The organism is Bacillus cereus group sp. BceL220, from assembly GCF_051776965.1.
Taxonomy (GTDB): domain Bacteria; phylum Bacillota; class Bacilli; order Bacillales; family Bacillaceae_G; genus Bacillus_A; species Bacillus_A cereus.
On the sequence record NZ_JBPWBC010000001.1, the window covers coordinates 266,820 to 284,356 of the forward strand.

Below are 17,537 nucleotides of genomic sequence, written 5' to 3' on the forward strand. Positions count from 1 at the left end.
CTCTTTACTTTTCAACTTTTAACGTTTGTAAGTACGCATTTAATGCATCAATTTGATCATCCGTTAAGTTGCCATATTTGCCAGTCATTTTGTTTCCTGGCTTCATATTTTCAGGATCTTTCAGCCATTTTTTTAAGTTTTCTTCATTGTTTTCGGCAATACCGGCAACCATATCGCGATCCGCAAAGTTTGCTAAGTTTGGTGCGATACGAGCGGAAGGTGGTCTACTATCATTAGATCCAACTGCGTGACAACCAATACAGCTTTTATTAAATATTTCTTGGCCCTCTTGCGCCTTTGTTGAAGCTACTTCTTTCTTCCCATCAATCTTCTTCATATCAGCAAGCCAATTTTTGTATTCGCTTTCATCTAAAGCTTTCACTTTAAATTGCATTAAAGAATGTGATGGGCCGCAAAATTCTGTACAAAAACCATTATAAGTGCCCGATTTATCTGCCTTTAACCACATTTTGTTCACATTGTCTGTATTTGTATCCATTTTCCCAGCTAAAGATGGAACCCAAAATGAGTGTTTAATATCGGCACCCTTCAAATTTAAATACACTTTCTTACCTGTGGGGATGACTAAATCTTGCGAAGTTACTATCTTTTCTGATTTATAAGAAAATTCCCACCAATAAAGATTCGCTGTTACATCAACAACGATAGTATCTTTATCAATATTCTTTTTCTCCATCGCACTTACATCAGCAAGTTTGAATGTATATGTAACCGTTGGAACAGCTAAGATTAGTAAAAGAATAATCGGAATAACTGTCCATATAATTTCTAGCTTGTGATTTCCTTCAACTTGCTCTGGAATATAATCTTCCTGACCTTTCTTTTGTCGGAAACGCACAATTACATACAAGAAAATAATAGTAACTACTAGTACTACTCCTACCATGATTGCACTCGCCAGTAGAAGTAAATCATATTGCATTTTTGCTACTTCTCCTTGCGGAATTAAAGTAGATTGAAAGGCTTTACCGCATCCCCCTAACAGTAAAGCCAGCAGTGAAACGAACGAAAGCAGTCGCCACTGTTTCTTCATACAAACAACCCCCACTTTCCTTGTGAATTAGATTGTACTTTATAGTTAAGTAAAGTAAATCTCAACGTAAAGAAATCCAATTATGTCGTTGTCTTAGAAGAATGTAACTACAATCATTGATACAAATAAGATTGTTAAATAATTTAGGGAATAAACAAACATTTGCACGGACCATTTTATGTCATCTTTCTTACGGAATCCATAAAATCCTAAAGCGATCCATCCGATGTTAAGCAGTGTTGCAATTACCATAAATGTTATCCCTAGTCCACTCATATAAAATGGTAGTGGTAATAAACATACTGTCCAAATCATAATTTGGCGTTTCGTAATTTCAAATCCATGAACTACAGGAAGCATTGGAATTCCTGCATTTCGATATTCATCAACACGTTTCATCGCTAATGCAAGGAAATGTGGGATTTGCCAAATAAACATAATTAAAAATAACATCCAAGCAATTGGATGACCTAAAGATGGATCGATTGCTGCCCATCCAATTAAAGGTGGAACTGCACCAGATATACTACCTACAACAGTATTTAGTGTATACTTTCTCTTTGTCCATAAACTATATAGAACAACATATGTGAAAGCACCAATAAATCCCATTAAGACTGCCATTGGTGTTGTTAATAATAAAAATACAAAACCAAGAAGTAATATGACTAGTCCAAATGTAAGTGCAAATCCTGGTTTATACTTTCCAGTAACCGTTGGACGGGTCTTTGTTCTTTCCATTAATGGATCGATGTCTCGATCAATGTAGTTGTTTAAACAACATACCCCTGCCATAACTAATCCAGAACCAACGATTGTAAAGAATAACTTATCCAGATTGTCCATTACACTTAATCCATTAAAGTGTAATGCCAACCAAAATCCTGTAAATACAGTAAGTGTATTTGAGTTTACAATCCCCATTTTAACGAGTGCTTTTAAATCTTGTATCCGAGTTGTTTCCGGTACACTTGTAACAGCGGACTCATCATGCAGCTCACTTGTTGCATGGTTCATCACTCTAACCCCCTCTTAAAACTTTCATCTTTCTTTTTGCGCCTATTTCAAATGAAATAATTCGCTTCTATATAGCAATATTATTACAGTAGAAACATTGTTAACCCATTCTACTACTAATCTACGCCCATACTCCAATATATTAAATCATATTTCCCGAACATTTTGTGAAGAAAACATGAACTTTTTGTGTCGAATATAAAAAACTTCATTCTGACTTGTCCTTATCATAACATGATGTTACCTTCTATAATAAACTATTTTATCCTATTTAACACGTATTCTCCCCATTTCTTTTCAAAATAGCCTATTTTCCACCTAAATTTTTCCTTAGGAACCCTGTTTTTACACCTATTTTCTCCCCCTTTCCTTTCCCCTCCATTTCTTTGCTATTTTATTATTTTTTATATATCATAGGAACTAGCGCGTTTTATTCTATACATAATGGAATGAAAATATTTCGCAATAACTTCATAGCAGAAAGATGGTGAAAGAGATTGCAACGCTTTATTAAATGGTTAGCAGTCATTACAAGCCTTGATTTATTAATAGTTTTATTAGGAGGCGCTTTAGTTACAAAAACAGGTTCTGGTCAAGGTTGTGGTAAATCATGGCCACTTTGTAACGGTGAATTTGTTCCATCTAATTTATCAATGGAAACTATTATTGAACTTAGCCACCGATTAACATCAGGATCAGCCGGAATTCTTGTCACTCTCCTTTGTATTTTGTCCTGGAAATATTATAAACATGTGCGTGAAACAAAAACGTTAGCAATTTTATCCTTCGTATTTTTAGTTGCACAAGCATTAATGGGAGCAGCAGCAGTTGTTTGGGGACAAATGCCAGCTGTACTTGCTATCCATTTCGGTATTTCCTTAATTTCATTTGCTTCTGTCATTTTATTAACGTGTCTTATCTTTGAAATTGACCAAAAATTTGATGCACGTTCTCTTATTATGGACAAAAAAATGAAATTTCATATTTATGGTGTAACAATTTACAGTTATATCGTCGTCTACACAGGTGCTTTAGTACGTCACGAACGAGCTAGCTTAGCCTGTCCAGACTTTCCTTTATGTAGCAAAAACAGACCTATGCCAACTCAACTACATGAATGGGTTCAAATGGGCCATAGAGTTGCAGCAATGTTAATTTTCGCTTGGATACTTTACGCAATGATTCTCGCTATTCGTCATTACAAACAGCAACCTGTAGTATATTGGGGATGGATCATTTCATTTATCCTTGTTACACTTCAAGCTGTAGTAGGAATTTTAGTTGTATTTACAAACGCTAGTTTAGCAATGGCATTGTTACATTCTCTATTCATTTCTTGCTTGTTTGCCGTACTATGCTATTTAGTTATGTTAGGAACAAGAAGTAAAGTGAATGCAAAAGAAGCCGGATCAACTTCTAAACAAACAAAATAATTTAAAACTAAAATCCCTTGCCAATTCGGCAAGGGATTTTTTGCAATAAAGAAAAGAGCTGTATTTACACAGCTCTTTTTTTATTTTAGTGATCTAATTCAATAAGTAAATCTCCCGTTTGAATTGCATCACCATCGTTAACATATACTTTTTTCACTTTACCATTGAACGGCGCTTGAACTGTCGTTTCCATTTTCATCGCTTCTGTAATTGCCATAGAATCGCCTTTTTTCACTTCATCGCCTTCTTTTACAACTACTTTAATTACCGTTCCTGGCATTGTTGCACTAATGTGATTTGGATTTTCACGGTTTCCTTTCACACGTTGTGCAACTGTTGCTTTCACACTCTCGTCTTTCACGACAATTTCACGTGGTTGACCATTAAATTCCAAGTAAAGGACACGATTTCCATCCGGCTGTGGTTCTCCAATTGATACAAGTTTAACCATCAATGTCTTACCTTGTTCAATTTCCACATCAATTTCTTCACCTAGTCTCATACCATAGAAGAATGTCGGTGTATCAAGTACAGATACATTTCCATAAAGCTCAGCAACTTTTTCATAGTCCATAAATACTTTTGGATATAATGCATATGCAACTACATCAAAAATTGTTACTTCGCGTCCAAGTTTATGGAATAATTCTTCTTTTAACGCGTCGAAATCTACTGGCTCTAGTAGTTCACCTGGTCTTACTGTTAACGGCTCTTTCCCTTTTAAAATAATCTTTTGCAATTCTTTCGGGAAACCACCGTACGGTTGACCTAAATCACCAGAGAACATTTCAACAACAGATCCAGGGAAGTCCAAAGCATGTCCACGCTCTAAAACATCTTGTTCTGTCAGGTGGTTTTGAACCATAAATAACGCCATATCGCCAACAACTTTTGATGACGGTGTTACTTTTACAATATCTCCAAACATGTCATTCACACGACGGTACATTACTTTCACTTCATCAAAGCGATCTCCTAAACCAACCGCCTTCGCTTGTTGCTGAAGATTACTATACTGTCCACCTGGCATTTCATGCATATATACCTCTGTGTGAGGTGCATTCATACCACTTTCAAACGGTGCATAGTATTTGCGTACATCTTCCCAATAATGAGATAGCTTTTCTAAAGAATCGATATTAACATCTGGTTGTCTTTCATTTCCACCTAGTGCATAGAATAATGTGTTCGCACTCGGTTGTGACGTTTGACCAGCCATAGAACTCACTGCTACATCGACAATATCAACACCTGCTTCAATTGCCTTCGTATACGTTAATATACCATTTCCACTCGTATCGTGCGTATGCAGGTGAATCGGAATCGATACCGTCTCTTTTAATGCTGAAACTAAATCATATGCTGCGTTTGGTTTTAGTAGGCCAGCCATATCTTTAATACCTAAAATGTGAGCTCCCGATGCTTCCAACTCTTTTGCTAAGTTTTTATAATAATTCAAATCATATTTACTACGTAATGGATCATGAATATCTCCTGTGTAGCACATTGTTGCTTCTGCAATTTTACCAGTATCTCGTACAGCATCAATTGCAACTCTCATACCTTCTACCCAGTTTAAACTATCAAAAATACGGAACACATCAATGCCTGCTTGAGCAGAACACTCCACAAATTTTTGAATTAAATTATCTGGATAGTTTTTGTAGCCAACTGCGTTTGACGAACGTAGTAACATTTGGAATAAAACGTTCGGCATTTTTTCACGAAGATCTAGTAATCGTTCCCATGGATCTTCTTTTAAGAAACGATACGCGACATCAAACGTTGCACCGCCCCACATTTCAGCTGAGAATAGGTTTGGTAACATTCTCGCTGTTGGCTCTGCAATTTGATGTAAATCTTTTGTACGAATACGAGTTGCAAGTAATGACTGATGTGCATCACGGAATGTTGTATCCGTTAAAAGTACACGGTTTTGATCCTGTACCCATTTTACTAATCCATCTGCTCCACGCTCGTCCAAAATTTGTTTCGTTCCATTTTGGATTGGCTCTGAATGTTTTAAACATGGAATACGAGCATCTGGGAATATTGGCTTTTCTTTTTTCCCTACTCCTGGGAAGCCATTTACTGTTACTGAACCAATATAATTTAACATTTTCGTTCCGCGGTCTTTACGTTTCGGGAATAAGAATAGTTCAGGTGACACATCAATAAACGAAGTATCATATTCTCCTGATAAGAAGTTTTTATGTTTTACTACATTCTCTAGGAATGGAATATTTGTTTTAATACCACGAATACGGAATTCTTTTAAGTTACGTTCCATTTTTGCAGCAGCTTGCTCAAAAGTAAGTGCCCAAGTTGTAACTTTTACAAGTAAAGAATCGTAGTATGGTGTAATAACTGCACCTTGGAAGCTATTTCCTGTATCAAGACGCACACCAAAACCACCGCCTGATCGATACGCCATAATTTTTCCTGTATCCGGCATAAAATTATTTAGTGGGTCTTCAGTTGTTACACGAGATTGGATTGCAAATCCGTGTACAACCACTTCCTCTTGCTTCGGAACACCTACTATTTTACTATGTAATGCATGTCCATCAGCTATTAAAATTTGTGATTGAACGATATCGACTCCTGTGATCATCTCTGTAATCGTATGTTCTACTTGAACACGTGGATTTACTTCAATAAAGTAAAACTCATCATCTTTTACAAGGAATTCTACTGTTCCTGCATTTAAATAGTTTACATTTTTCGTTAACTTCACAGCAGCATCACAAATACGCTGACGCAGATCATCTGAAAGTGATACACTCGGTGCTATTTCTACAACTTTTTGATGACGACGTTGTACAGAACAGTCACGCTCGTATAAATGAACAACATTGCCTTCTTCATCTGCTAAAATTTGTACTTCTATATGTTTAGGTTTTTCAACGAATTTTTCGACGTAAACTTCATCATTACCAAAGGCTGCTTTCGCTTCTGATTTTGCTCGATTATATGATTCTCCTAATTCCTCACTAGTACGCACAATACGCATACCACGACCGCCACCACCAAGGGACGCTTTAATAATAATCGGGTAATCATACTTTTCAACAAATTTTTCGACTTCTTCTAATGAATCTACTGGACCATCACTACCAGGTATAACTGGAATTTGTGCTAGCTGCGCTTGTGTTCTTGCTTTCACTTTATCTCCAAACATATCTAAATGCTTACTTTTCGGACCGATAAAGATAATTCCTTCTTCTTCGCAACGTTTCGCGAATTGAATATTTTCTGACAAGAAACCATATCCAGGGTGGATTGCATCTACATGATTACTTATTGCAATCTCAATAATGCCTTCAATATCTAGATAAGCATCAATTGGTTTTTTTCCTTCCCCAACTAAATAGGACTCATCGGCTTTATAGCGATGATAAGAACCACTATCCTCTTTCGAATAGATTGCAACTGTTTTTAATCCAAGTTCCGAACAAGCTCGAAACACACGAATTGCAATCTCTCCACGGTTAGCTACCAATACTTTTTGAATACGTTGCAGCTTTGTCATGATTTTCCCCCTCTACTTTCCTACCACTCTAGAGATAAAATATATACACACCTTAAAAAGCGTGAAGTTCTTCACTTTCCACATTATATTATACTTAGAAAGCTTCACTTTATTTTTATCCATCATACCTTATTTTTTAACAAATGATAAGTTTTCTGTGCAATTTGTTTCACAAAAATAGTATAGCATACCTCTTCCTTTTCTAACAACTTAATTGTATATCACATTTAAACAAATGTGATATATCTTTTAACTGAAAGAGAAATTAATACATCATATTTAAAACTACTTGAAAATAAAAAACACATCCTGCTCTAAAGCACGATGTGTTTTTTATTTTACAACTACAAGATGTGGTCCATTTTGTTCTCTTTCTTTTATTACCTCATTCTGCTGTTTTTCTTCTCGTTTTACATGACTAGCAATATTAAGTAGTATTCCCATCGCAAGTAGATTAGCTATTAAGGAACTCCCGCCATAACTAATAAACGGTAAAGGTACTCCCGTAAGCGGTATTAATCCAGACATACCACCAACATTAACAAAAGTTTGTACTCCCATTAAACTTGCAATTCCGATTGCAATTAAACTTCCAAACGGATCTTTACATTTTTGAGCAATCCTGAATGAACGAATAATAATAAGTAGCAAGCAAATTAAAATAATAGCTACACCAATAAAACCTAACTCTTCAGATATAATGGCCATAATAAAATCTGTTTGCGGTTCTGGTAAATATCCATATTTTTGCACACTATTTCCTAATCCTCGACCGTTTAGCCCTCCTGAAGCAATTCCAATAAAAGAATTTACCAATTGGAATCCATCATTCTGAGGATCATTGAATGGATCAAGAAAAACTGAAAAACGGGCCTTTTGGTACCCACTTAATTTATAATTAGCCAGAAAATATAGCGCTGGAATCCATACTATAGAAGTTAAAACAATTCGTTTAATCCATAAATTAATCCGTACTCCTGAACAAAGAAACATAATTCCTACTGTTCCTGCAATTAACAAATCGGTACCTAAATCATTTTGCTTTAAAATTAAAAACATTGCCATTCCAACAAAACCAAGTGTAAGTCCCGACCCTTTAAAAACAGGTGTATTTGTCTCTTGTCTTCTTGCAAAAAAGCGAGCTAATATAATAATAATCGATAGTTTAACAAATTCAGCGGGCTGTATACCTAATATCCAACCTTTTGCACCATTTATTTCCTTACCAAAAATCAAGGCTGCTGCTAGTAAAGCAATACTCCCTAGCCCCATCGCCGATAAAATTATTCGTTTCCTCCAAAACTTATAAGGTAACGAGGCTACAATTACTAACAATACCGTTCCAATAGCTAAAGTTATTAATTGTTTTTTAAAAAAGTAATTTGCCGGCCAGTTATGCCTCGAAATCGCAACAATGGAACTAGAACTATATACCATTATTACTCCCAGCACACATAAGATAACAAGAGGAAGTAATAATGAATAATCCATTGATTTCCATACTTTTTTCATTTCATTTCCTCTTTCTGTTTCAATTTAATTATTGTTGTATTCCATATGTACATTGATTCTTCCTGCTTTATTATACAAATAAAAAGCTCAAACTAATTTAGTTTGAGCCCCCTTATTTGAACCCGTTATTGTTGTTTGTTTGTAAACGCTTCATGAAGTGCAGATAACTCACGTTCGAGCTCACCTAACATTGCTTTCCCTTGTTCTTCTGCAATAAGACCAAGGCGAACTGCAAAATCGACCTCGCGGGATAGTCCAAACATTTGTGTGTCTAACACTTCTTCATATAATGGACATTGCGGCATTGTAAGATGGTCCATTTGCACCTTAATAAGTCTTAAAATCTTCTCTGCATCCGCTTGTAGAAGGGCTAGTGCCTTTTCCTGATGATTTGCTACTGTCTCAGACGCCAAATTGATTCCCTCCGTTTCCGTCCTACTCTCCTCTATCCTATCTATTAATATTAGCGATAGTTTTAATAAATTGCAATAGAAACATTTTTTGTGACAACAGTGTCTAATGCTATTATACTGAAAAGTGGGAGTATAACACAAATGGGGGAACAACAATGAGCGAAATTTTATTTATTAACGGAAAAGTACGTTTTCCAATCACTATTGATCCAACTGTTTGGATCTTTGATGATCGAAAAGTAGATTTGACAACTTACTTTGATGAAACTAGAGAAAACACGTCTGAACTAGAAACTTATTTAAAAAACACTTCAGAACATTGGGATCGTGAAATTCGTGATGGTGCTGCCTTCCCGCCGATACAACAAAGTGTAAAGAAATATAAAAAAGAACAGCTAATTACTGGAACATTTGGTATACCATTTCATCCATTCCTTGCTAACGCTGAAATTTTAGAGGACGCTACGCAAGTTGAAATTGAAACTGTAGATCATACAATGACACTTCCATTAGAAACTGTCAAAAATGCTATACTAGGTTTTTCAAAAGAAGGAAAGCCATTAAAAGAAGACGGACCTGTTCATCTCTATTTCAATGATGGATCTAATCGACAAAATCCAATCCGGAACATCCGTAAATTTACAATTATTTAAAGAAAAGGAGTGAGCTTAAGCTCACTCCTTTTTACAATAAATCTGCTGCTAGTTGAGCTAAATTAGATCGCTCCCCTTTAACAAACTTCACATGACCACTAATGCGCTGTTCTTTAAACTTCTCTACAACATACGTTAAGCCATTATTATATTCATCTAAATATGGGTGATCAATTTGCTGAGGATCTCCCATCAATACAATCTTACTCTTTTCCCCTACCCTAGTTAGTATCGTTTTCACTTCATGCTTTGTTAAATTTTGTGCTTCGTCAATGATAATGAACTGATCTGGAATACTTCTCCCGCGTATATAAGTAAGGGCTTCTACTTCAATCGAACCCATTCCAGCTAAAATAGCATCTAACTCTCCTGGCTTTTTCGTATTAAATAAATACTCTAGGTTATCAAAAATTGGTTGCATCCATGGTCTTAACTTTTCTTCTTTTTCTCCTGGTAAATAACCGATATCTTTTCCGACTGGGACAATTGGTCTTGCAACGAGTAATTTTTTATATAACCCTAAGTCTTCTGTTTGCATAAGTCCCGAAGCTAACGCAAGTAACGTTTTTCCTGTGCCGGCTTTCCCCGTTAATGTTACGAGCGGAATATCTTCACGAAGCAACAATTCTAATCCCATAATTTGCTGCACGTTTCGTGGTCGTATCCCCCACACTTGTTCATTGTGAAAAATAAGTTTCTTTACCTTCTTACCTAAGTGATCCACAATGCCAAGCGCAGAACTAGAGCCCCCTAATGCATCTTTCATTACTACAAATTGATTTGGGTAAAAAGGGTGATTCGCAATTTCAGATAGAGGCAATTCACCTTTCTCATAAAAATAATCCAATTGTTCTTTTGATATATATCCTTCTAAAAAGCCAGAATATATATTTTCTACTTCAATTACGCGATCACTTAAATAATCTTCAGCCTTCAAACCAATTGCATCAGCTTTTACCCTTACGAGTACATCTTTACTTACTAAAATAACAGACTTCCCGTCCTCTTTTTCCTGTTCTTCTAAAGATAGATTTTTTGCTACAGCTAAAATTCGATTATCATTTGTTTTTTCTACAAAAATATCTTGTAGTTGCACAAATGAACGATGGTTTAATTCAATACGAAATGTTCCGCCATTTTCTAGCGGGATACTTTCATGCAGCTTTCCTATTTCACGAAATTTATCTATTAACTTAGATACATAACGAGCATTTCGTCCTACTTCATCCATATAACGTTTTTTCGAATCAACCTCTTCTAATACAACTGCTGGAATCACTACTTCATTGGTTTCAAATGAAAAAATAGATAAAGGATCCTGCAAAAGTACATTCGTATCTAACACATAAATTTTATCCAACCTGTTACCCCCTGACTCCACTTTTAAATTTGTAGAACAAGGGTTTCATCCATAAAATATGGACGAACCATTGTTATAATTATATGTACCGTGTAAACGAGGTAGAATCGAAAATCATAGTCATTAAACCTTTTATTTATTCTTTATTCATTTCTATTCAATATATTACTTTTTATTATAATTATTAACGTTAAATCACAATAACCGATTACAAAAGTGAATAAACGAATTTCTTATTTAGCACATTTATAATTCTCTTATTCCTACTAGTACTTCGTTATCCAGCTTTTTGGCCGCCCGAAGATCGTATGTTTTTTCATATGTTGGTTCAATTGCAAGTTTCGCTCCATAAAACATAACATCACGTACTTCTTGCACATTAACTTCTATTACAGTTAATTTCAAAGAAATACCTTCCATTCTATCTGTCAAAATTTCACCTGCACCACTTATAGAAAATACGGATTCATTCGCCATTATAGTCAATACTACACCTGTATTATGCCTTATATTTTCCACAATACGTGAACGTTGATCTACTGCAAATCGAATACTAGTTTTGCTCACTGCATACACCCAAGAAATAGCACTTACGTTAGGAACTTGTTTTTCGAAATCTGTCGTTGCTATCATCACAATACACTCTTTACGCAACGTTTGTACTAAACCCTCTGTTAAAGTAGGCTCTACTACATTCGCCATATTTTCACCTCCAAACATACTTGGTATATCCTTATCATAACTTATTTTTTGAATTGCGAAAATATTATTTTTTCCCACTATTATTCAAAAACATTATACTTCCATGATATACTTATACTGATAGAATTCGTATTGAGGTGACGAAATGAGAGTCAAATGTATGATTTGTGATAAAAAAGATATGTTAGATGATGAAAATCCTATGGCAAAAAAACTGCGTAATCGCCCTATTCATACATATATGTGCATGGAATGTTCGGAACGAATTGCAGAGCGTACAATGGAACGTCATGCAAGTGGTAATTTCCGATTATATCGTGATAAAAAAGTCGAAGACGATTGGTAAAATGTAAATAAGTCCTTACTCATATAGATAAGGACTTATTTATATTTTTCAGGCTCACGATTCATTTGATCCAAGAAACAATCAATAGCTTCTAATGGAAACCTTGCAGATTTCCTTTCCCCTTTCATTTCATATGTAATTAAATACATTTCCTCGTTCTTTTTAACTTCCACATTTTTTAATTTATGTTCTTCATATATCATATTTTGAAATAACAAATACGTTTCTTTTGCAGCACTATCATCCGGACGTGCTTCCGCAACTGTTTTAATTGTTAACCAATTATATAGTGCATCTTGTACTGAACGCATAAAACTTCGCCCCCTCACCCTGCTTTTTGTTGTTTCGCTTGACGCAAACGCAATCTATAAATTCCAAGTACAATTGCCGCTACAACAAGTCCTTCTCCAACAGGTAAAAATACAGCAAAAAAGGTTAATACTGTACATCCAATTGCTAATGATATGTATATTACTATATTTTTTAGTACAGACAACTTTCTAGCAAATCCTAAATTATAGACGAGAGCACTTAATATAATAATCGTCCCATAAAGTAACCACATTCCTAACTCTGGATTTTCATCAACTTTACATAATTTCGCAAAAAAAGACATTCTTTCTAACACTATTTATCCCCCCTTCTCATAAAAAACAAAATTTCTTTATGTACTTAATACAAGAGTAACCTGCGAAAAAAATACTGTCCACTAAAAAGAGTAAATATTCTAAAAAATAAACATAAAAAAACAGCTACCTTAAAGGTAGCTGTTTTATTTTTTATGCTTCTACAGATTTCTTTTTCTTAGCAGCTCTTTCACGTTCGCTCTTATCAAGAATCTTTTTACGTAAACGAATTGATTCTGGAGTTACTTCACAGAACTCGTCATCGTTTAAGTACTCTAATGACTCTTCTAGAGTCATTAAGCGTGGTTTTTTCATTGTTGAAGTTTGATCTTTCGTTGCAGAACGAATGTTAGTTTGTTGTTTCATTTTCACAACGTTAACTGTTAAGTCGTTCTCACGAGTATGTTCTCCTACGATCATACCAGCATATACTTCTGTACCTGGTTCAACGAAGATTACACCACGGTCTTCAACTTGCATAATACCGTATTGTGATGCTTTTCCTGTTTCAAGTGAAACTAGAACACCTTGGCGACGTCCACCCACTTGTCCAGCATGTACTGGTTGGTAGCAATCGAATGTATGGTTTAAAATACCGTAACCACGAGTTAATGTTAGGAATTCTGTTGTGTAACCAATTAAACCACGTGCCGGAACCATGAAAGTAAGGCGAACTTGACCGTTTCCGTTATTCACCATATCTAACATTTCACCTTTACGTGCACCCATTGATTCCATAATAGAACCAGTGTATTCTTCAGGAACATCGATTTGTACGCGCTCTACAGGTTCACATCTTACGCCATCGATATCTTTAATAATTACTTCAGGCTTAGATACTTGTAGTTCATAACCTTCACGACGCATGTTTTCAATTAAGATAGATAAATGCAATTCCCCGCGTCCAGATACGATCCATGCATCAGGAGAATCTGTATTATCTACACGTAAACTTACATCTGTTTCTAATTGTGAACGAAGACGCTCTTCAATTTTACGAGATGTAATAAATTTACCTTCACGACCTGCAAATGGGCTGTTATTTACAAGGAATGTCATTTGTAGCGTTGGCTCATCAATACGTAATAATGGTAAAGCCTCTTCATGCTCAACCGGACATACCGTTTCACCTACGTTGATGTCTTCCATACCTGAAACAGCTACTAAATCTCCAGCTTTTGCTTCTTCAATTTCTTGACGTTTTAATCCAATGTAACCGAATAATTTCGTTACGCGGAATTGTTTTACACTTCCGTCAACTTTCATTAAAGCAACTTGTTGTCCAACCTTCATTGTACCGCGGAATACGCGTCCAACTCCAATACGTCCAACGTAGTCGTTGTAATCAAGAAGTGCTACTTGGAATTGAAGTGGCTCTTCGCTGTTATCAACTGGTGCTGGAATATGTTCGATAATTGTATCGAATAATGATTTCATATTCTCTTCTTGATTTGCCGGATTTGAATCCAAGCTTGCTGTTCCGTTCATTGCTGATGCAAATACAACTGGGAACTCTAATTGATCTTCGTTTGCACCAAGTTCGATGAATAAGTCAACTACTTCATCAACTACTTCATCAGGGCGAGCGAAGTCACGGTCAATTTTGTTTACAACAACGATTGGAGTTAAGTTTTGCTCAAGAGCTTTCTTTAAAACAAATCGTGTTTGTGGCATACAACCTTCATATGCATCAACAACAAGTAGAACACCATCAACCATTTTCATGATACGTTCTACTTCTCCACCGAAGTCAGCGTGACCTGGTGTATCTAAAATGTTAATTCTTTTATCTTCATAGTGAATCGCTGTATTCTTCGCTAAAATTGTAATACCGCGTTCTCTTTCTAGATCATTTGAATCCATTGCGCGTTCTTCAATATGTTCATTCGCACGGAATGTCCCCGCTTGACGTAATAACTGGTCAACAAGTGTTGTTTTACCATGGTCAACGTGGGCAATAATTGCTATATTACGTAAATCTTGTCGTTTTTTCAACATGTCCAACTCCTAATGTCTTTTTAATCCTTCTCTATTATAAGAGCGAAGGGGATACAATAGCAATTAAAATAAAAGCAAGAATGAAAATATAGTTGTATTCTTACTTTTGTGAAAGTAAAATGAGATTGGAGGGTGAAGAAATGGAACACATTCAATATCGCTTTTTATTAACCGCAATTATCGGTGTTATTTTCTTAATCGGTATCGGCATTATGATTGCTGAAAATAGTCCAATCGGTATTATTATTTGCATTATCGGTACATTTGTTGCAGTTGGATACGGTTTTGTAACAAAAAGAAAAATGCGCAAATCACAATAACGCTAAAAAGTAAGAAGCTTATACATAGCCTCTTACTTTTTTTGTGGCTCTGATATAAAAGATAACACTTCTTCATACACTCCTGGTTTTGCAACTAGCACACTGCTCTTCTCTATGATAGAAAGTGGCGCTCCAGAGAATGTCGTTACCTTCCCTCCAACTTCTTCTACAATTATCTGTCCTCCGCCAAAATCCCATGGTGATAATCTCGGCGTTACATATGCATCTATTCTTCCAGTTGCAACGTACACCATCTCTAACGCTGCACAGCCATACGATCTCGTGCCCCTTGCTTTCTTAACAAGTGCCATCATACTTTCCATATTAAGCAATGGATTATCTGTAAGCCATACCGCATTTAAAGCTACAATACCTTGCTCTACAGTTCCTTTTTCCAATGGAGGAATTGATATATCATTACAAAAAGCTCCAGATCCCTTGACTGCATGATATAGTTCATCATGTACTGGATCATAAATAAGTCCAATCTTTCCGATACCGTTCTTATAAATCCCAATTGAAATTGCAAAATTTCTTTTTTGATGAACAAAGTTCATCGTGCCGTCAATTGGATCAATTAACCAAACAACCCCGTCAGAAGACGTTATCTCGTCTCCATAACCTTCTTCTCCTAAAATATTATGATTCGGGAATGTTTCTTTAATTTTCCCAATTAAAAACTGTTCTATCTCTCGGTCCATATTTGTAACTAAGTCAGCTGCATTGGATTTTGTTTCTATAATAAGTGCTTTTTTCATGGATGCCATTAAATGCTCTCCTGCATCCCGAATCCACCGTTTGGCGTGTGCATCGATGTCTTTCCATACTTCTTGCATGTTTAAACACTCCGATCTTTACTGTTCACAGAAAAAACGAACCCTTTATAAGGTTCGCACCAACTAATTTTTTATACATATACTATTATTACGCTTCTAAACGAATCATTTCAAGTCTTAACACTTCTAACTTTTGTACACACTCTTCTTTTTTCTGTTTATCATCTTCCATCATCGCATCATATAAAGTTGCTAATTCATAATCTAGCTCCAAACGTAGCACCGGTATTCTCTTTTCGGCATCTGTTCTCTTTAACGCATTAATCACCTGTCTCATATTATTTGCCTCCTCCCAATATTCGTCTGCCCTCGGACTAGAATTAATTCAATTTTCTGATTTTTTGTTTTATACTATACTATGTTGGATAAATCATCTATGCAACAAAATTATATTTTTTTATTTAAATTTTTTTGTGCTGTTTTTTTTATGAATAGTACAAGCTATGCTAAAATAAAAGCAAAATAGGAGTTGGAGGAACAATCATGACAATACAAACATTCAAGTCAACTGATTTTGATGTCTTTACAGTTGATGGTCTCGAAGAACGAATGAGTGCAATTAAAACGAACATTCATCCTAAGCTAGAAGCTTTAGGGGAACAATTTGCAGAATACTTATCCCAACACACTGATGAGAACTTTTTTTATCATGTTGCAAAACACGCACGTCGCAAAGTCAATCCACCAAACGATACTTGGGTTGCTTTTTCAACAAATAAACGAGGATATAAAATGCTACCGCATTTCCAAATCGGCTTATGGGGTACTCATGCCTTCATATACTTTGGTTTAATCTATGAGTGTCCACAAAAAGTTGAGACGGCTCATGCCTTCTTAGAACATTTAAATGATTTAAAAACAAATATTCCAAATGACTTCGTTTGGTCCATTGACCATACTAAACCAAGTGTGAAATTACATAAAACACTTGAAACCGAAGACTTACAAAAGATGATTGAACGACTAGCTACTGTAAAAAAAGCAGAATTATTAGTTGGTATTCATATATCACCAGAGGAGTTTTCAGCAATGACCAACGAACAATTCCTTGCTAAGATTGAATCTACGATGCAATCACTCCTTCCTTTATATGCACTTTGTAATCGATAGTAGAAAACGGACAATTTATATTGTCCGTTTTTAGTTGTTATCACATTATATCACTTCAGTTTTTATTTTTCAAAATATTTTTTACATTTTTACAAGCTTTTGTTCTTCGACTTCCTTTGCTCTTTGAATAGCACGATATATAGAGTATCCACTTACTTCTTGAAACTCTTTATCAATTTTCTTTTCTTCTGCTTTCGATGGAACAATCTCTTTAAAACGACGATATAAACCCATTAATTCTTCTCTTATAATTCCTTTTTCATAAGCTTTCTCAATTGCTTCATAAAACTTCACAATTATAACCATTTCCTCATTTGACCAATCATAATCTAACGGATATTGATATTCCATTTCGCACCTCATTTATCATTTCTTCTTGTTTCATTATGCTATCTTAAAGAGAATGTTTTATTCTTCATTATAGCCACTCTGCATTATACACTATTTATTCATTTTAATGGAATTGTCTTCCTCCATTCATTAGTTGAGGCTAACTATTAAACATACTCACCTTAAAAATATTTTTTTCTATACATCTATAATTATTGGTGATATAATGCTTTTGTTTTATAGAAAATAAAGTGAAGCTACCATCTCAAAACCGATTTTTTGAATGGCAGAAAAA

The 17,537-nt window shown here is 35.3% G+C and carries 18 protein-coding genes; 5 read left to right on the plus strand and 13 right to left on the minus strand.

Annotation, left to right across the window (positions count from 1 at the left end; translation table 11 throughout):
• Window positions 1–4: 4 nt before the first annotated feature.
• Both coxB and ctaB read right to left on the minus strand, forming a co-directional pair.
• Window positions 5–1,054, minus strand: coding sequence for a cytochrome c oxidase subunit II (coxB, locus tag ACS2FK_RS01315; protein WP_000745273.1), 1,050 nt, complete (start codon window positions 1,052–1,054; stop codon window positions 5–7).
• 93 nt (window positions 1,055–1,147) lie between these two features.
• On the minus strand, window positions 1,148–2,071 hold the full coding sequence (ctaB, locus tag ACS2FK_RS01320) for a protoheme IX farnesyltransferase (protein ID WP_001015053.1): 924 nt from the start codon (window positions 2,069–2,071) through the stop codon (window positions 1,148–1,150).
• 497 nt (window positions 2,072–2,568) lie between these two features.
• Here ctaB and ctaA point away from each other — a divergent pair, with 497 nt between their 5' ends.
• The gene (gene ctaA, locus ACS2FK_RS01325; protein ID WP_001188740.1) at window positions 2,569–3,504 is read left to right on the plus strand and encodes a heme A synthase; all 936 of its coding nucleotides are present in this window, start codon (window positions 2,569–2,571) and stop codon (window positions 3,502–3,504) included.
• An 85-nt stretch (window positions 3,505–3,589) separates the two neighbouring features.
• Here ctaA and pyc read toward each other — a convergent pair whose 3' ends face one another.
• From pyc to ACS2FK_RS01340, 3 genes are all read right to left on the minus strand, one after another.
• Window positions 3,590–7,036 (minus strand): pyruvate carboxylase, encoded by a 3,447-nt coding sequence (gene pyc / locus ACS2FK_RS01330; RefSeq protein WP_063548513.1) that lies wholly within the window; start codon window positions 7,034–7,036, stop codon window positions 3,590–3,592.
• A gap of 333 nt (window positions 7,037–7,369) precedes the next feature.
• A complete protein-coding gene (locus ACS2FK_RS01335) occupies window positions 7,370–8,548 on the minus strand; it encodes an FtsW/RodA/SpoVE family cell cycle protein (protein ID WP_000758410.1) in 1,179 nt (392 codons plus the stop codon).
• A 125-nt stretch (window positions 8,549–8,673) separates the two neighbouring features.
• A complete protein-coding gene (locus tag ACS2FK_RS01340) occupies window positions 8,674–8,961 on the minus strand; it encodes a YlaN family protein (protein ID WP_000135694.1) in 288 nt (95 codons plus the stop codon).
• A 155-nt stretch (window positions 8,962–9,116) separates the two neighbouring features.
• Between ACS2FK_RS01340 and ACS2FK_RS01345 the strand changes: the two genes are divergently transcribed.
• Entirely contained in the window at window positions 9,117–9,614 is a 498-nt protein-coding gene (locus tag ACS2FK_RS01345) for a hypothetical protein (protein ID WP_001289810.1), read from the plus strand.
• A gap of 31 nt (window positions 9,615–9,645) precedes the next feature.
• Here ACS2FK_RS01345 and ACS2FK_RS01350 read toward each other — a convergent pair whose 3' ends face one another.
• Both ACS2FK_RS01350 and ACS2FK_RS01355 read right to left on the minus strand, forming a co-directional pair.
• Window positions 9,646–10,974 carry a PhoH family protein gene (locus tag ACS2FK_RS01350; protein WP_000358083.1) on the minus strand — a complete coding sequence of 443 codons (1,329 nt, stop codon included), beginning with the start codon at window positions 10,972–10,974 and terminating at the stop codon, window positions 9,646–9,648.
• A gap of 246 nt (window positions 10,975–11,220) precedes the next feature.
• Window positions 11,221–11,676: a pyridoxamine 5'-phosphate oxidase family protein gene (locus ACS2FK_RS01355; protein WP_000024600.1), complete on the minus strand. Its 456-nt coding sequence runs from the start codon at window positions 11,674–11,676 to the stop codon at window positions 11,221–11,223.
• A 145-nt stretch (window positions 11,677–11,821) separates the two neighbouring features.
• Here ACS2FK_RS01355 and ACS2FK_RS01360 point away from each other — a divergent pair, with 145 nt between their 5' ends.
• A complete protein-coding gene (locus ACS2FK_RS01360; protein ID WP_001995040.1) occupies window positions 11,822–12,022 on the plus strand; it encodes a YlaI family protein in 201 nt (66 codons plus the stop codon).
• A 35-nt stretch (window positions 12,023–12,057) separates the two neighbouring features.
• Here ACS2FK_RS01360 and ACS2FK_RS01365 read toward each other — a convergent pair whose 3' ends face one another.
• The 3 genes from ACS2FK_RS01365 to typA form a co-directional block, all read right to left on the minus strand.
• Window positions 12,058–12,333 carry a hypothetical protein gene (locus ACS2FK_RS01365; protein ID WP_001258141.1) on the minus strand — a complete coding sequence of 92 codons (276 nt, stop codon included), beginning with the start codon at window positions 12,331–12,333 and terminating at the stop codon, window positions 12,058–12,060.
• 14 nt (window positions 12,334–12,347) lie between these two features.
• Window positions 12,348–12,650: a YlaH-like family protein gene (locus ACS2FK_RS01370; RefSeq protein ID WP_000893662.1), complete on the minus strand. Its 303-nt coding sequence runs from the start codon at window positions 12,648–12,650 to the stop codon at window positions 12,348–12,350.
• 151 nt (window positions 12,651–12,801) lie between these two features.
• Window positions 12,802–14,646 carry a translational GTPase TypA gene (typA, locus tag ACS2FK_RS01375; RefSeq protein WP_000914752.1) on the minus strand — a complete coding sequence of 615 codons (1,845 nt, stop codon included), beginning with the start codon at window positions 14,644–14,646 and terminating at the stop codon, window positions 12,802–12,804.
• A gap of 140 nt (window positions 14,647–14,786) precedes the next feature.
• On the opposite strand from typA, the gene ACS2FK_RS01380 reads away from it, so the two are divergent.
• Window positions 14,787–14,966: a DUF5325 family protein gene (locus tag ACS2FK_RS01380; RefSeq protein WP_000400123.1), complete on the plus strand. Its 180-nt coding sequence runs from the start codon at window positions 14,787–14,789 to the stop codon at window positions 14,964–14,966.
• Window positions 14,967–14,998: 32 nt separating this feature from the next.
• Here ACS2FK_RS01380 and ACS2FK_RS01385 read toward each other — a convergent pair whose 3' ends face one another.
• Together ACS2FK_RS01385 and ACS2FK_RS01390 are read right to left on the minus strand one after the other, a co-directional pair.
• Window positions 14,999–15,802 carry an inositol monophosphatase family protein gene (locus ACS2FK_RS01385; RefSeq protein WP_001158706.1) on the minus strand — a complete coding sequence of 268 codons (804 nt, stop codon included), beginning with the start codon at window positions 15,800–15,802 and terminating at the stop codon, window positions 14,999–15,001.
• A gap of 88 nt (window positions 15,803–15,890) precedes the next feature.
• Entirely contained in the window at window positions 15,891–16,079 is a 189-nt protein-coding gene (locus ACS2FK_RS01390; RefSeq protein WP_001250164.1) for a hypothetical protein, read from the minus strand.
• A 206-nt stretch (window positions 16,080–16,285) separates the two neighbouring features.
• Here ACS2FK_RS01390 and ACS2FK_RS01395 point away from each other — a divergent pair, with 206 nt between their 5' ends.
• Complete coding sequence (locus ACS2FK_RS01395) at window positions 16,286–16,912, plus strand: YktB family protein (RefSeq protein WP_000155318.1); 627 nt, start codon at window positions 16,286–16,288, stop codon at window positions 16,910–16,912.
• An 81-nt stretch (window positions 16,913–16,993) separates the two neighbouring features.
• Here the strand turns inward: ACS2FK_RS01395 and ACS2FK_RS01400 are convergent, their stop codons facing one another.
• Window positions 16,994–17,263 carry a UPF0223 family protein gene (locus ACS2FK_RS01400; RefSeq protein ID WP_000456546.1) on the minus strand — a complete coding sequence of 90 codons (270 nt, stop codon included), beginning with the start codon at window positions 17,261–17,263 and terminating at the stop codon, window positions 16,994–16,996.
• Window positions 17,264–17,537 lie beyond the last annotated feature (274 nt).

Coding starts and splice junctions, on each gene's coding strand:
- coxB (WP_000745273.1), bottom strand. CDS start 1,054: ATGAAGAAACAGTGGCGACTGCTTTCGTTCGTTTCACTGCTGGCTTTA.
- ctaB (WP_001015053.1), bottom strand. CDS start 2,071: ATGAACCATGCAACAAGTGAGCTGCATGATGAGTCCGCTGTTACAAGT.
- pyc (WP_063548513.1), bottom strand. CDS start 7,036: ATGACAAAGCTGCAACGTATTCAAAAAGTATTGGTAGCTAACCGTGGA.
- ACS2FK_RS01335 (WP_000758410.1), bottom strand. CDS start 8,548: ATGAAAAAAGTATGGAAATCAATGGATTATTCATTATTACTTCCTCTT.
- ACS2FK_RS01345 (WP_001289810.1), top strand. CDS start 9,117: ATGAGCGAAATTTTATTTATTAACGGAAAAGTACGTTTTCCAATCACT.
- ACS2FK_RS01355 (WP_000024600.1), bottom strand. CDS start 11,676: ATGGCGAATGTAGTAGAGCCTACTTTAACAGAGGGTTTAGTACAAACG.
- ACS2FK_RS01360 (WP_001995040.1), top strand. CDS start 11,822: ATGAGAGTCAAATGTATGATTTGTGATAAAAAAGATATGTTAGATGAT.
- ACS2FK_RS01365 (WP_001258141.1), bottom strand. CDS start 12,333: ATGCGTTCAGTACAAGATGCACTATATAATTGGTTAACAATTAAAACA.
- typA (WP_000914752.1), bottom strand. CDS start 14,646: ATGTTGAAAAAACGACAAGATTTACGTAATATAGCAATTATTGCCCAC.
- ACS2FK_RS01380 (WP_000400123.1), top strand. CDS start 14,787: ATGGAACACATTCAATATCGCTTTTTATTAACCGCAATTATCGGTGTT.
- ACS2FK_RS01385 (WP_001158706.1), bottom strand. CDS start 15,802: ATGCAAGAAGTATGGAAAGACATCGATGCACACGCCAAACGGTGGATT.
- ACS2FK_RS01390 (WP_001250164.1), bottom strand. CDS start 16,079: ATGAGACAGGTGATTAATGCGTTAAAGAGAACAGATGCCGAAAAGAGA.
- ACS2FK_RS01395 (WP_000155318.1), top strand. CDS start 16,286: ATGACAATACAAACATTCAAGTCAACTGATTTTGATGTCTTTACAGTT.
- ACS2FK_RS01400 (WP_000456546.1), bottom strand. CDS start 17,263: ATGGAATATCAATATCCGTTAGATTATGATTGGTCAAATGAGGAAATG.